The 12,768-nt window shown below is 67.3% G+C and carries 16 protein-coding genes and 1 tRNA gene; 7 read left to right on the top strand and 10 right to left on the bottom strand.

Annotated features, from left to right (window positions below):
* Positions 1 to 82 precede the first annotated feature (82 nt).
* On the top strand, positions 83 to 1,300 hold the full coding sequence (locus tag BXU08_RS14265) for a UbiH/UbiF/VisC/COQ6 family ubiquinone biosynthesis hydroxylase (RefSeq protein ID WP_077510662.1): 1,218 nt from the start codon (positions 83 to 85) through the stop codon (positions 1,298 to 1,300).
* Here BXU08_RS14265 and BXU08_RS14270 read toward each other — a convergent pair.
* From BXU08_RS14270 to BXU08_RS14280, 3 genes are read right to left on the bottom strand one after another with little or no spacing between them, the layout of a single operon-like run.
* Positions 1,297 to 1,464 (bottom strand): Trm112 family protein, encoded by a 168-nt coding sequence (locus tag BXU08_RS14270; protein ID WP_253190382.1) that lies wholly within the window; start codon positions 1,462 to 1,464, stop codon positions 1,297 to 1,299. The genes BXU08_RS14265 and BXU08_RS14270 overlap by 4 nt on opposite strands.
* Positions 1,461 to 2,072 (bottom strand): LON peptidase substrate-binding domain-containing protein, encoded by a 612-nt coding sequence (locus BXU08_RS14275; RefSeq protein ID WP_077510664.1) that lies wholly within the window; start codon positions 2,070 to 2,072, stop codon positions 1,461 to 1,463. The genes BXU08_RS14270 and BXU08_RS14275 overlap by 4 nt, the downstream gene beginning before the upstream one ends.
* Positions 2,069 to 2,956 carry a tetratricopeptide repeat protein gene (locus BXU08_RS14280; RefSeq protein ID WP_077512424.1) on the bottom strand — a complete coding sequence of 296 codons (888 nt, stop codon included), beginning with the start codon at positions 2,954 to 2,956 and terminating at the stop codon, positions 2,069 to 2,071. The genes BXU08_RS14275 and BXU08_RS14280 overlap by 4 nt, the downstream gene beginning before the upstream one ends.
* A gap of 187 nt (positions 2,957 to 3,143) precedes the next feature.
* On the opposite strand from BXU08_RS14280, the gene BXU08_RS14285 reads away from it, so the two are divergent.
* The 3 genes from BXU08_RS14285 to BXU08_RS14295 all read left to right on the top strand — a co-directional run bounded on the left by BXU08_RS14285 (position 3,144) and on the right by BXU08_RS14295 (position 4,623).
* Positions 3,144 to 3,218 (top strand) — tRNA-Gly (locus BXU08_RS14285).
* Between the two features lie 130 nt (positions 3,219 to 3,348).
* Positions 3,349 to 3,768, top strand: coding sequence for a DUF2147 domain-containing protein (locus BXU08_RS14290; protein ID WP_077510665.1), 420 nt, complete (start codon positions 3,349 to 3,351; stop codon positions 3,766 to 3,768).
* Positions 3,769 to 3,825: 57 nt separating this feature from the next.
* Positions 3,826 to 4,623, top strand: a complete 798-nt coding sequence (locus BXU08_RS14295; RefSeq protein ID WP_077510666.1) for a DUF72 domain-containing protein — start codon at positions 3,826 to 3,828, stop codon at positions 4,621 to 4,623.
* 23 nt (positions 4,624 to 4,646) lie between these two features.
* Here BXU08_RS14295 and BXU08_RS14300 read toward each other — a convergent pair whose 3' ends face one another.
* The 6 genes from BXU08_RS14300 to hemC all read right to left on the bottom strand — a co-directional run bounded on the left by BXU08_RS14300 (position 4,647) and on the right by hemC (position 10,038).
* On the bottom strand, positions 4,647 to 5,756 hold the full coding sequence (locus tag BXU08_RS14300; protein WP_077510667.1) for a CaiB/BaiF CoA-transferase family protein: 1,110 nt from the start codon (positions 5,754 to 5,756) through the stop codon (positions 4,647 to 4,649).
* Positions 5,753 to 6,277 (bottom strand): GNAT family N-acetyltransferase, encoded by a 525-nt coding sequence (locus BXU08_RS14305; RefSeq protein ID WP_366926564.1) that lies wholly within the window; start codon positions 6,275 to 6,277, stop codon positions 5,753 to 5,755. The genes BXU08_RS14300 and BXU08_RS14305 overlap by 4 nt, the downstream gene beginning before the upstream one ends.
* Before the next feature lie 101 nt (positions 6,278 to 6,378).
* On the bottom strand, positions 6,379 to 7,563 hold the full coding sequence (locus BXU08_RS14310) for an acyl-CoA dehydrogenase (protein ID WP_077510668.1): 1,185 nt from the start codon (positions 7,561 to 7,563) through the stop codon (positions 6,379 to 6,381).
* 10 nt (positions 7,564 to 7,573) lie between these two features.
* Positions 7,574 to 8,428 carry a hypothetical protein gene (locus BXU08_RS14315; protein ID WP_077510669.1) on the bottom strand — a complete coding sequence of 285 codons (855 nt, stop codon included), beginning with the start codon at positions 8,426 to 8,428 and terminating at the stop codon, positions 7,574 to 7,576.
* Between the two features lie 30 nt (positions 8,429 to 8,458).
* Positions 8,459 to 9,127 carry a uroporphyrinogen-III synthase gene (locus tag BXU08_RS14320; RefSeq protein ID WP_077510670.1) on the bottom strand — a complete coding sequence of 223 codons (669 nt, stop codon included), beginning with the start codon at positions 9,125 to 9,127 and terminating at the stop codon, positions 8,459 to 8,461.
* Complete coding sequence (hemC, locus tag BXU08_RS14325) at positions 9,124 to 10,038, bottom strand: hydroxymethylbilane synthase (RefSeq protein WP_077510671.1); 915 nt, start codon at positions 10,036 to 10,038, stop codon at positions 9,124 to 9,126. Before hemC ends, BXU08_RS14320 begins: the two co-directional genes overlap by 4 nt.
* A gap of 37 nt (positions 10,039 to 10,075) precedes the next feature.
* Here hemC and tsaD point away from each other — a divergent pair, with 37 nt between their 5' ends.
* The 3 genes from tsaD to BXU08_RS14340 are packed head-to-tail and all read left to right on the top strand — an operon-like array spanning position 10,076 to position 12,608.
* Positions 10,076 to 11,101, top strand: coding sequence for a tRNA (adenosine(37)-N6)-threonylcarbamoyltransferase complex transferase subunit TsaD (tsaD, locus tag BXU08_RS14330; protein WP_077512428.1), 1,026 nt, complete (start codon positions 10,076 to 10,078; stop codon positions 11,099 to 11,101).
* Positions 11,098 to 12,075 carry an NAD(P)H-dependent glycerol-3-phosphate dehydrogenase gene (locus tag BXU08_RS14335; protein ID WP_077510672.1) on the top strand — a complete coding sequence of 326 codons (978 nt, stop codon included), beginning with the start codon at positions 11,098 to 11,100 and terminating at the stop codon, positions 12,073 to 12,075. The genes tsaD and BXU08_RS14335 overlap by 4 nt, the downstream gene beginning before the upstream one ends.
* The gene (locus BXU08_RS14340; protein WP_077510673.1) at positions 12,072 to 12,608 is read left to right on the top strand and encodes a DUF1697 domain-containing protein; all 537 of its coding nucleotides are present in this window, start codon (positions 12,072 to 12,074) and stop codon (positions 12,606 to 12,608) included. Before BXU08_RS14335 ends, BXU08_RS14340 begins: the two co-directional genes overlap by 4 nt.
* Here BXU08_RS14340 and BXU08_RS14345 read toward each other — a convergent pair.
* Entirely contained in the window at positions 12,605 to 12,757 is a 153-nt protein-coding gene (locus tag BXU08_RS14345) for a DUF1674 domain-containing protein (RefSeq protein ID WP_077510674.1), read from the bottom strand. The genes BXU08_RS14340 and BXU08_RS14345 overlap by 4 nt on opposite strands.
* Between the last annotated feature and the right edge of the window lie 11 nt (positions 12,758 to 12,768).

Raw genomic sequence — 12,768 nt, forward strand, 5'->3', positions numbered from 1 at the left:
CCTGTTTTTGTACTTCCACCGTGACCTGTGGATCGTGTCTTCGCGCTTCCTCTCTGACGGCCTTGTGGTTAGTGCCACACACATGGATAGCGCAGACGTACTCATCCTCGGCGGCGGACTGGTCGGCAGTGCGCTGGCGACCGCGCTCGACGCGCATGGCCTCACCGCAATCGTCATCGACCCCGCCGATCCCGCGACGATCCTCGCCGCCGGGTATGATGGCCGCGCCTCGGCGATCGCCAGCGCGCCGATGCGGATGTTCGACGCGATCGGCGTCGCGCCGCGGCTCGCCGGCAAGGGGTGCCCGATCGAAGGCATCCGAGTCAGCGACGGCCTCGCCCCCGGTAAGCTAGATTTCACGCCCGATGCCGACGGTGGCGCGCTCGGCCATATGTTCGAGAATCGCATTCTCCGGACTGCCCTATTCGAGGCTGCGCAGGCGGCGCCGGGCGTCGATCTGCGGATGCAGACGCGCGCCGTTTCGGTCGAGCGCGGTGAGTTCGGCGTTACCGCGACGCTCGATTCGGGTGCAGTGGTCCGTGCACCGCTGCTGATCGCTGCCGAGGGCCGCAATTCGCCGACGCGCGATGCTGCCGGGCTTAAGACCGCGCGGTGGAGTTATGACCATGCCGCAATGGTCGCGACCTTCGGGCACGAGCGCTCCCACGAGAATATCGCCTTCGAAATCTTCTATCCGGAGGGGCCGTTCGCGATCCTGCCGCTGCTCGACGATGCCAATGGCCATCGATCGGCGATCGTCTGGACGGTCAATGCCCGCGATGCGGCGGGGATGAACAAGATCTCTGACCGCGCCTATCTCGCCGAGGCGGAGAAGCGCATGGGCGGCTTTCTCGGCACGCTCGGGCCGCTTTCGGGCCGGTTCAGCCATCCGCTGGGCTTTCACCACGCCGCGTGGATCACTTCGAACCGGCTCGCTTTGGTCGGCGACGCCGCGCACGGCATCCACCCGATCGCGGGGCAGGGCGTCAATGTCGGCTTCCGCGACGTCGCGACGCTGGTCGAGGTGCTAGTCGAGGGCAAAAGGCTCGGCATGGACCTCGGCGATCCGCAGCTGCTCGCGCGCTACCAGCGCTGGCGCGGGCTCGACACTTTTATGGTCGCTGCCGCTACGGACGGGCTGACTCGCCTGTTCGGCATTCCCGGCAAGACCGCCGCCGCGGTCCGCCGCTTTGGCTTGTCGGCAGTCGACAAGCTGCCGCCGCTCAAAGACTGGTTCATGGCCGAGGCGCGCGGCGAAAGCGGTGACGTGCCCAAGCTGCTGCAAGGGCTGAGCGTCTAAGGCAGCATCCGCGCCGCCTCGACGAGCATCACGGGCACGCCGTCGCGAATAGGGTAGGCGAGGCCGGCCTCGTCGGACACCAGCTCCAGCCGCGCCTCGTCATGGCGCAGCGACGTACGCGTAACCGGGCACACCAGCTTTTCGAGCAGCCACGGGTCGATCACTGCAGGGTCACTCCGCCTTCTTCGCCGTGGCGGCCGAAGAATTGCATCAGCTGGACGATCAGGTCGGCGCGGGCGGAAAGCCCGTCGGCTTCGATCAATGCCTGTTTCGATGCGGTGTCGAACGGCGCGATCTGGGCGATGCCGTTGACCAGCGATTCGTCGTCGAGCCGGGTTACCGCTTCCCAGTCGACGGCATAGCCGAGCCCGTCGGCGAAGCGGCGCGATTCCATTTCGAGCGAGGCGCGCTCGGCGATCGCGAGCACTTCGCCTTCGCCGGCAGCCTCCAGCTCGGCTTCGACTTGGCGGAACGGGGTCGTGACGTCGAGTTCGCGGAGTACCGTGAAGCGGGCCAGCCCTTCGAGCACGATATCATAGCGGCCGTCGGGCAGTGCCTCGACTTCGGCGATGCGGCCGACACAGCCGATGTCGAACAGCGCCGGGGGATCGCCCGCGTCGCGCGGCTGGATCATGCCGATTCGCCGATCGCGGGCTAGCGCGTCCGAGATCAGCGCGCGGTAACGGGGCTCGAAGATGTGGAGCGGCAGGTGCATCCGCGGGAACAGCAGCGCCCCGGCGAGCGGAAACACCGAAAGCCGCGTCACGGTCATCCGAACAGGATCGCCGAGAGCTTGCGCCGCTGCGCCGAGACCCAGGGATCTTCGAGACCGACGGCTTCGAACAGCTTGAGCAGGCGCGCGCGGGCGGCGCCTTCGTTCCAGTCGCGGTCTTCGGCGATCATCGCGAGCAAGGTCGCGGCAGCCGCTTCGCGATCGCTGGTCATCTGGCCGCCGGCGAGTTCGTAGCGCGCATCCATGTCGCCGGTAGCGGCCTTGGCTTCCAGCCCGGACAGATCCTCGACCGGCACCACTTCCTTCGCCAGCGCGAGCGCGGCGCGCGCCTGCTCGATCTCGGGGCCCTTGGCTGCATCCTCGGGAAATGCAGCCAGCACGGCTTCGGCATCGTCGGTCCGTCCCAGCGCGAGCAGCGCGCGTGCGCGGCCCGCGGCGATCTGCGGATGCTCGGGCGCCACCTCGGCGATTTGCTCGAACACCGAGAGCGCGCGTTCGTGGTCGCCTTCGGCCAGCACCTGCTCGCCCATCGCGATCAGTGGCTCCAGCTCAGCCTCGGCGGAGGCTTCCTCGCTCTGGACGGGCAATTGGCGCAATATCTGGTCGAGCATCGTGCGCAGCTGGGTTTCGGTGCGGGCGGTGGTCAGATCGGCAACGAGCTGGCCCTGGAACATCGCATAGACGGTCGGGATCGAGCGGACCTGGAACTGGGCCGCGATAAACTGATTCGCGTCGACATCGACCTTGGCGAGCGTCACGCCCTTCGCCGCATAGTCGGCGGTTACTTTCTCCAGCACCGGAGTCAGCGCCTTGCACGGGCCGCACCATTCGGCCCAGAAGTCGATGACGACGAGGCTGGTCATCGACGGCTCGACGACGTCGCGGCGGAAGGCCTCGACGGCTTCCTTCTCGGCGGGGGACAGTCCAAGCGTGGCCAACGGGGTGCTCCTGAGCGTAATGTCGGGTTGCGCCGCTATGTGGGCGTTCATGCTTCCCGCGCCAAGCCTTTTCCAGAATCGGTCGTTGGGGGTTGCGCTGTCCGAATCCCGCTGCTAGTGGCCGCGCCTCACCCGCCCCCAGCGCCAAGTCGCGAAGGGGCAGAACGCCAGAGCGGGCGTAGCTCAGGGGTAGAGCACGACCTTGCCAAGGTCGGGGTCGAGGGTTCGAATCCCTTCGCCCGCTCCAGCTTCTCGCCGTGATCCAGCGGCGCTAGATCACATCAGCGAGAAGCACCGCCGGCGCCGAGGCCAGGCGATTTCCGAGTTCCACTCCGTTCAGCGTGCGGCCATCCCGATTGTTTGATAGAGCACGCGTGATGCACTCTATCGTTTCCAAAATGCTGGCGGTCGCCCTTGTCGCGCTGCCCCTCGCCACCCCCGCCTTCGCCGACGAGCCGCCGACGCCGATCGCGACCGAATGGCGCAATCCGAGCAACAGCGTCCATGTCCGCATCGACAAATGCGATGGCAAGCTGTGCGGCACGGTGACTTGGGCCAGCGACAAGGCCCAGGCCGATGCCCGCCGCGGCGGCACGCCGAATCTGATAGGCACCCGCCTGTTCCGCGATCTCGAGCCCTCCGGGGCCAGCAAATGGCACGGCAAGGTATTCGTGCCCGATATCCGCAAAACCTTCTCGGGCACGCTCAGCTTCACCGATTCGAACACGATGGTCGGCAAGGGCTGCGTATTGTTCGGCGTGATCTGCAAGTCGCAGACGTGGAAACGCATCAGCTGAATTCGAACGCAGCTTCCGGGACTGACCGGGTGCGGTTTCTCGGCTAGAGTCGAAATCATGGCAAGCGCACCCATAAGAATCGGCATCGGCGGCTGGACCTTCGAGCCATGGCGCGGGACCTTCTACCCCGAAGGGCTCGTCCAGAAGAAGGAGCTCGAATACGCCTCGCAGCAGCTCAGCGCGATCGAGATCAACGGCACCTATTATTCGAGCTTCAAGCCCGCGACGTTCGAAGGCTGGGCGAAGACCGTGCCCGAAGGCTTCGTCTTCACGGTCAAGGGCTCGCGCTTCTGCACCAATCGCAAAATTCTCGCCGAGGCGGGCGAATCGGTCCAGCGCTTCGTGTCGCAGGGGTTGGTCGAGCTCGGCGACAAGCTCGGCCCGCTCTTTTGGCAGTTCATGGCGACCAAGAAATTCGACGCGGAGGATTTCCGCGCCTTCCTGGCACTACTCCCGCGCGAGGAGGCTGGGGTGAAGCTCCGTCACGCGATCCAGGTTCGCCACGACAGCTTTCATGTCCCCGAATTCGTGGCGATGTGCCGGGAGGCTGACGTCGCGATCGTCTATGCCGATTCGCCGCAATATCCGGCAATCGCCGATATTACAGGCGACTTCATCTATGCCCGGCTGGAGGCAGGTGAGGACGACAACCCGCTTTGCTACCCGGAGGCCGATTTCCCGCGCTGGACGCAAGCGGCGGAGGTGTGGGCGGCCGGTGGTCGGCCCGACGGTCTGCCCTATGTCGAGACCAAGACCCCGCCCAAGCAACCGCGCGAGACGTTCGTCTTCTTCATCCACGGCGGCAAGGTCCGCGCCCCCGCCGCAGCGCAGGAACTGATTCGCCGGCTAGCTTGACCCCTCCTTGGGAGGGAGGCCAGTTACGGCCGCTTCGGGCTCGGCTTGTCGGATACCATCCGTTCGCCGTCGATGACGATCGGGCTCGCCAGCCCGGGCACACCATCGCGCCCGATCTGCATGCCGCGCGCCGTCACCTGGACATCGGCGAACACTTCATCGACAGCGTTGATCGGTCCCGCCGGCACGCCTACCGCTTCGAGCGCTTCGTAGAGATCGGCCTTTGCCCGAACCCGGACCGCCGCCTCGATCGCCGGTATCAGCAGTGCGCGGTGGGTCACCCGTGCCGGATTGGTCGCGAATTGCGGATCATCGGCCAGATCGAGGCCGAGTACGTCGCACAGCTTCCGGAACTGCGAATCATTGCCCACCGCGACGATCAGCGCGCCGTCGCGCGTCTCGAAGGCCTGGTACGGCACGAGGTTGGAATGGCCGTTACCCATCCGGTGGGGCACCTTGGTGGGGTTGGCCATCCAGTTGAGCGCCTGGTTGGCGAGCACTCCCACCTGGGTGTCGAGCAGTGCCATGTCGATATGCGCGCCTTCGCCAGTGACGTCACGACGTCGCAACGCAGCGAGGATCGCCACTGCCGAATAGACTCCGGTGAATATGTCGGCATAGGCGACCCCGGCCTTTTGCGGGGGACCGTCGGGCTCGCCGGTCAGCGACATCGCGCCGCCCATGCCCTGGATGATGAAATCGTATCCGGCGCGATGGGCATAGGGGCCGTCCTGCCCGAAGCCGGTGATCGAGCAGACCACGAGCCGCGGATCGGCCGCGCGCAGGCTGACGGGATCGAGCCCGTATTTGACCAGCCCGCCGACCTTGTAATTCTCGATCACGACATCGGCGCCGGCGATCAGCGCGCGGACCTCGGCCTGCCCCTCGGGCGTAGCGATGTCGATCGCGCGGCTCTCCTTGCCGCGGTTGGTCGCGTGGAAATAGGCTGCGTCGAGCGTCTCGCCGTCCGCGCCGTGCAGGAAGGGCGGCCCCCAATGCCGGGTATCGTCGCCCGAGCCGGGACGCTCGACCTTGATCACCTCCGCCCCCAGATCGGCGAGCAACTGGCCACACCACGGCCCGGCAAGGATCCGTGCCAGCTCGATGACTCGAAGCCCTTCGAGGGGCTTCACGGCCTGCGAATCTCGTAGATCACATGCGGCTTCATTTCGCCTGCCATCAGCCGCAGCTCGGGCGGTCCCGCGCGCAGCACGCCGCCATTCTTCTCCATTGCCTTGCGGGAGCGGACATTGTTCTCACCGACAGTGAACACCACGGTGCCGACGAAGCGGTGGATGTAGTCGAGCATCAGCCGCTTGATCTCGCGATTGGTATCACCACCCCAATAGTCGCGCTTGAGATAGGTCCAGCCGATCTCGATCTCGTAGGCCTCCGGCTTCCAATTGTCGAAGCGCGACGATCCGATGACTTCGCCAGTCGCGCGGGCGAGGATGGTCAGCGCGCCGCCGCTGGCGATCCCGGCGTCGAAATAGGCGCGGAATACACTTTCCTGCCAGCGATCATGCGCGGGATGAACTTCCCAGATCAGCGGATCGGACGCGACGGCGTAGAGCGCATCCCAATCCTCCGCCGTGCTGGGACGCAGGATCACGCGGTCACCCGTCAGTGTCGGTTGGCGATCCAGCTCGATCACATTTCCTCCGTTCGCTTTGAGCGCAGTCGAGAAGCCTTTGTCACCGTTTCCGTTTCTCGACTTCGCTCGAAACAAACGGAGGCATCAGAATGATGTCGATATCAGAACGCCGCGATCCCGGTGATCGCGCGCCCGAGGATCAGCCCGTGCACGTCGTGTGTGCCCTCATAGGTGTTGACCGTCTCGAGGTTGATTGCGTGGCGCATCACGTGGAATTCGGCCGAGATGCCGTTGCCGCCGTGCATATCGCGGGCGATGCGCGCGATATCGAGGGCCTTGCCACAATTGTTGCGCTTGATGATGCTGATCGCCTCTGGGCTCAATGTGCCGTCGTCGAACATCCGGCCGCAGCGCAGCGCCGCCTGTAGCCCTAGCGCGATCTCGGTCTCCATATTCGCGAGCTTGAGCTGGACCAGCTGAGTCGCGGCAAGCGGCCTGCCGAACTGGGCGCGATCGAGCGTGTACTGCCGCGCGGCGTGCATGCATGCCTCGGCAGCACCCATCGTGCCCCAGGCGATGCCGTAGCGCGCGCGGTTGAGGCAGCCGAAGGGCCCCCGCAGCCCCTGGACCTCGGGCAGCAGCGCGTCCTCGCTCACTTCAACGCCGTCCATGACGATTTCGCCGGTAACCGAGGCGCGCAGGCTGAGTTTGCCGTCGATCTTGGGCGTCGACAGCCCCTTCATGCCGCGTTCGAGGACGAAGCCCTTGATCCCGCCGCCATGCGCGTCGGACTTGGCCCAGACGACCATAACATCGGCGATCGGCGAATTGGTGATCCACATCTTGGTGCCGGTCAGCCGATAGCCGCCGTCCACCTTCTCGGCGCGAGTGCGCATCCCGCCGGGATCGGAGCCGGCATCGGGCTCGGTCAGCCCGAAGCAGCCGACCCATTCGCCGGTTGCCAGTTTGGGCAGGTATTTCCGCTTCTGCGCCTCGGTGCCGTACGCATAGATCGGGTGCATCACGAGGCTGGATTGCACGCTCATCGCCGAACGATAACCCGAATCGACGCGCTCCACTTCGCGGGCGACCAGCCCATAGGCGACATAGCCGAGCCCGGCGCCGCCATAGCTTTCGGGAATCGTCGGACCGAGCAGCCCAAGCGCGCCCATCTCCGACATGATCTCGCGATCGAATCGCTCGTCGAGGAACGCGCTGGTGACGCGCGGGAGCAATTCGCCCTGCGCATAATCGCGCGCGGCGCCCTGCACCATGCGCTCTTCGTCGGTCAGTTGCGCGTCGAGCGCGAACGGATCCTGCCAGTCGAACCGGCCCATCTCTGCCATGTCACTTCCCTCAGGTGGCGGCCGGGCGCGGGGGTGCCGCAACCGGCGGCGTGGCGGGCGGCGCTTCCAACGCGGCCCGTTCGATTTCGAGCAATCCCTGCCGCGCGGCGATATAGCGGCGCGCCGCGACGATCCAGCTCTCGGCGCTGACCATGCCGGGCATGTGCACCACCTCGGCGAGTGCTGTCTCGACATCGCCATGGTCGAGCGCGAGCCGGGCGCGGCGCAGCCGATCTGACGTGCGCGGGCTCGGCGATTCGGCCTGGCGCAGCACGACTAGGTCGCTCAGCAGCCGCCGAACGCCCATCCACATGCTGTCATCGGCGCCACTGGCGAGCCGCGGCGCGATCGTCTCAAGCGCGAGCCGCAAATCGCCCAGCGTCACCGGTTCGGCCGAGGCGCGTAGGATCATTCCCACTGCTTCGCCGCGCGCTTCGCCGAAGCGCCGGCGCAGCTGGCCTTCCAACTGGCCCAGCGGCTGGCCGCGTTCGATCGCGCGGCGGACGCCTGCCGCGATCATCAGCCGCTCGGCGCGAGTAGCGTAGGAAGACGCGTTGCGGGCGCTGCCGTCGATATCGCGCAGCCGCAGCTCGAGCTGGTCGAGCTTGCCGGCAAGCTCCTGCTCGCGCGCGCCTAAAGTCGCCATGTCGGTGCCGGGCGGCAGCGATGCCACGGGGTTCGCCGGTTGCGTGGCCTCGATCGGCGGGGGCACGGGCGCATTGCGCGGCGATCCGATTCCGCCAGCAAGTTGGAATGCGGCCGCCGTCACGGCGATGCCGCCGACAAAGGCAAGTCCGCCAATAAGATAGGGTGTCCGCGTCTCGGGGCCGCGGGCCGGCTCCGGCGCGAGGGGCTCGTCGCTCATGCCCCCTTATTCGCTGCCCTGCCCGCGCGGTCAATCGGCCAGCGCGATTGCGGCGTCGATCAGCGCCTCGCTGGAGATCGATTCGGGCACCACGACCTGCTCCCAACCGCCTCCGACGGCCGCTGCCGCGCGTTGGCTCAGCGCGACGATCGCCATTCCGCTGCGCGAAATCGCCGCCGCATCGACGACCTCCCCTAGCCGCACGCCTCCGCGGGCGGACTGCACCAGGGCTATGCAGCCGTCGAGTTGAGACACGTCCCGTGGCGCAAGCGTCTCGCTCGCATAGACGGTGATCACTTGCGCGATGACCCCGCCCGGCTCGATCGTCCGTTCGCGCCCGGCGAGATGCAGCGCCCGCTCTATCCCCGCCGCCTGGGCGTTCGCAGTTAGCGCTGCCGCGTCCTCCTCGCCCACAAAGACGACGTCGAAGCCCGCGCGCTGCGCCGAATCGGCAGTCGCCTTGCCGACGGCATGGACCGGCAGTCGATGCAGCGCCGAAAGACCGGCGCCGCCATGGCGCACGGCGTTGGCGCTGGTCAGGATCAGCGCATCGAAGGCTTCGGCAGCGGGAACGCCCCACGCCACCGGTCGAACCTCGAACAGCGGCATTCGAATCGCGGTGCGTCCCCGTGCCTCGATCGCCGCCGCAGTCACGCGGTTGCCCGGCTCGGGTCGCAGCACCGCGATTTGGCGAGTCATCCGCCGAACAGCCGGCGGATTTCTTCGGGCGCTCCGATCAGCAAGTCGCGCGCCACGGCGATCGGCAATACCTGGTCGGTCGGCGCGCCGGCCTCCTGGGCGTAGACATGGACGCTGCCGTCTTCGGAAAGGAGCTCGGCGCGCAGTGTCATGATCGCGCCCTCGATCGTCGCCAGCGCGCCGACCGGCGAATGGCAATCGGCCTTGAGCGCGGCGAGCAGCGCACGCTCGGCGAGGACGCAAGCATGCGTCTGCGGATCGTCGATCTTCGCCAGCATCGCCCGGGCATGCGAGTCGGTCCCGCGGCACTCGATCCCCACTGCGCCCTGCGCCGGCGCAGGGAGCATCACGTTGATCGGGATCGCCACGCCGACGTCATGACGCCCGAGTCGCTCGAGCCCCGCGGCGGCCAGCAACGTCGCATCGACCTCGCCCGCCGCCAGCTTGGCCAGCCGCGTTTCGACATTTCCCCGAAACACGATGATCTCCACATCCGGCCGAAGCTTGCGGATCTGCGCCGCCCGTCGCGGCGAGCTGGTGCCGATGACTGCGCCGTGACGCAGCGCTTCGATCGATTCGGCGCCGATGAGCCGGTCGCGCACGTCGGCACGGGGAAGGATGGCGGCGATCGTAATTTCGGGCGGGCGGACGGTCTCGACGTCCTTCATCGAATGGACTGCGCCGTCGATCGCGCCGTCGATCAGTGCGCGATCGAGCTCCTTGGTCCATAGCGCCTTGCCGCCAATCTCGGCGAGCGCGCGGTCCTGGACCCGGTCGCCGGTAGTGCGGATCGGAACGATCTCGATGGCGTCGGCCGGCAGGGCATGCGCGGCGAGCAGCGCATCGCGCACCATATGGGCTTGGGTGAGGGCGAGCGGCGAGCCGCGGGTGCCAAGGCGGAACTGGAGCATGGGTTGTGCTAATGCCCCCAGCAATTAGATGGATGCAATGGCGCTGATCCTTGGCCTTGAATCGAGCTGCGACGAAACCGCCGCCGCGCTGGTGACGAGCGATCGTCAAATCCTCGCGCACAAGCTGGCGGGCCAGGAGGCGGCGCATCGACCCTATGGCGGCGTCGTCCCCGAAATCGCAGCGCGCGCGCATGTCGAAGTGATGAGTCCGCTGGTCGAGGCGGCGCTGGCCGAGGCGGGGGTGACGCTGGCGGATGTGGACGCCATCGCCGCAACCGCCGGCCCCGGGCTGATCGGCGGTGTGATGGTCGGCCTGGTCACCGCCAAGGCGCTCGCGCTGGCAAGCAACAAGCCCCTCGTTGCAGTCAACCATCTCGAGGGGCATGGCCTGTCGCCGCGGCTGACCGACCCAGACCTCGCTTTCCCCTATCTGCTGCTGCTTGTTTCGGGCGGACATTGCCAATTGCTGCTGGTCGAGGGCGTCGGCGCCTATCGCCGCCTCGCCACCACGATCGACGATGCCGCGGGCGAAGCGTTCGACAAGACTGCCAAGCTGCTCGGCCTCGGCTTTCCCGGCGGTCCCGCGGTCGAGAAGGCGGCGGCGCAAGGAAATCCGCGTGCCGTCCCGCTGCCGCGCCCGCTGCTCGGCTCGCCCGAGCCGCATTTCTCCTTCGCCGGCCTCAAGAGCGCCGTCGCCCGCGTCGTCGGCCTGTACGACGCCGAAGACATTGCCGCCTCGTTCCAGCAGGCGGTGGTCGACTGCTTGCTGGATCGCACGCGCCGTGCGCTGCAATCGGTCGATGTGACGGCGTTGGTCGTTGCCGGCGGCGTTGCCGCCAATGGTAGCGTCCGCGTCGCGCTTTCGGGACTAGCCGCCGAACATGGCCTGCGCTTCGTGGCGCCGCCCTTGTGGCTGTGCACCGACAATGCCGCGATGATCGGCTGGGCCGGTGCCGAGCGCTTCGCCGCCGGGCTCACCGATCCGCTCGATTTCCCGGCGCGACCCCGCTGGCCGCTCGATCCGGGAGCGGAGAAGGTGCGCGGTGCAGGAGTGAAGGCATGAGGATCGGAGTGATAGGCGGCGGCGCCTGGGGCACGGCACTCGCGCAGGTCGCAGCGCGGGACGGGCAGCCCGTCACCCTGTGGGCGCGCGAACCCGATGTGGTCGAAAGCGTCAACGGATCCCATGAGAATCGCCAGTTCCTCGCCGGCGTGCCGCTTTCCGAATCGATCCGCGCCACTGGAAACCTCGCTGATCTCGCCAGTCACGACGCGCTGCTCATAGTCGCGCCGGCGCAGCATGTCCGCGCCGTGCTCGCCGCCGCGCCGGTCGGCGGCACCCCGCTGGTGCTGTGCGCCAAGGGAATCGAGGCGGGCACCCGGCTGCTCGTCGGCGAAGTCGCGCATCAGGCCGCGCCCGATGCGCCGATCGCAGTGCTCTCCGGGCCTACCTTCGCGCACGAAGTCGCCGCTGGCAAACCCACTGCGGTGACGCTAGCCTGCGAAAACGAGGTGCTGCGCAACCGGCTCTCCGAACGCCTCGCCGGCCCAGCCTTTCGCACCTATGGCTCGGCCGATGTGATCGGCGCGGAGATCGGCGGCGCGGTGAAGAACGTCCTCGCCATCGCGTGCGGCGTGGTCGAGGGGGCCGGTCTCGGGCTCAACGCCCGCGCCGCGCTGATCGCCCGCGGTTTCGCCGAGATGACGCGATTCGGTCTCGCCCGCGGCGGCCAGGCGGAGACGCTCACCGGGCTTTCGGGTCTGGGCGATCTCGTCCTCACTTGCTCCTCGACCAACTCGCGCAACTTCTCGCTCGGTGTCGGACTTGGCCAGGGCCGCGGCGCCGCCGAGCTGATGGCCGATCGCAAGACCGTCGCCGAAGGCGCGCATACCGCGCCGGTGCTGCGCGAGGCTGCAGTCGACGCAGGCGTCGACATGCCGGTGACCGAGGCTGTCAACGCGTTGCTCGAAGGCGCGGCGGTGCGCGACGTCATCGAGGCGCTGCTCAGCCGCCCGTTGCGTGAGGAAAAAGCGTGAAGCGCTGGGCGGCCCTGCTCAAGGGCGTCAATGTCGGCGGCAACCGCAAGCTGCCGATGGCCGAGCTGCGGGTGCTGGTCGAAGCGCTCGGCTACATCAACACGAAGACGCTGCTCGCCTCGGGCAACATCGTGTTCGACGCGCCGGACACCGCCGCCGAGATCGTGGCGAAGCTGGAGTCCGCCCTCGCCGGCCATGGCTGCAAGACCGAAGTGATCCTCCGCGACCTGAACGAGATCGACGCAGCGATCGCCGCCAATCCCTATCCCGACGCCGCCGCCGATCATCCGAGCCATTTGCTGGTGGTATTCCACCGCGACCCCTTCCCGACGGGGTTGATCGACAAGGTGGCGGAAATCCACACCGGCCCCGAGCAACTTCACGCCGAAGGCCGCGAACTGTTCATCGACTATCCCGAGAATATCGGCGAATCGAAGCTCGATCGTGCGTTGGCGAAGCTCAAATTCCCTGCACTCGCCACGGCGCGCAATTGGAATACGGTCGGCAAGCTGCGGGCGATGCTCGCCGCCTAGAAGTCGATCGCGACGCCCTTGCGCTCCCAGTCGCCGTAGCGCGTCGGGTCGAGCGGGTCCTTTGCCGGGACAGCCGGCGCGGGTTTGGGGACCGGCGGGCTCTCCGTAAGGTATTTCGGGGGCTTCACATGGCTCGGGCGCTGGCCCATGGCACTGGCTC

Source organism: Sphingomonas sp. LM7, assembly GCF_002002925.1.
GTDB lineage: Bacteria > Pseudomonadota > Alphaproteobacteria > Sphingomonadales > Sphingomonadaceae > Sphingomonas.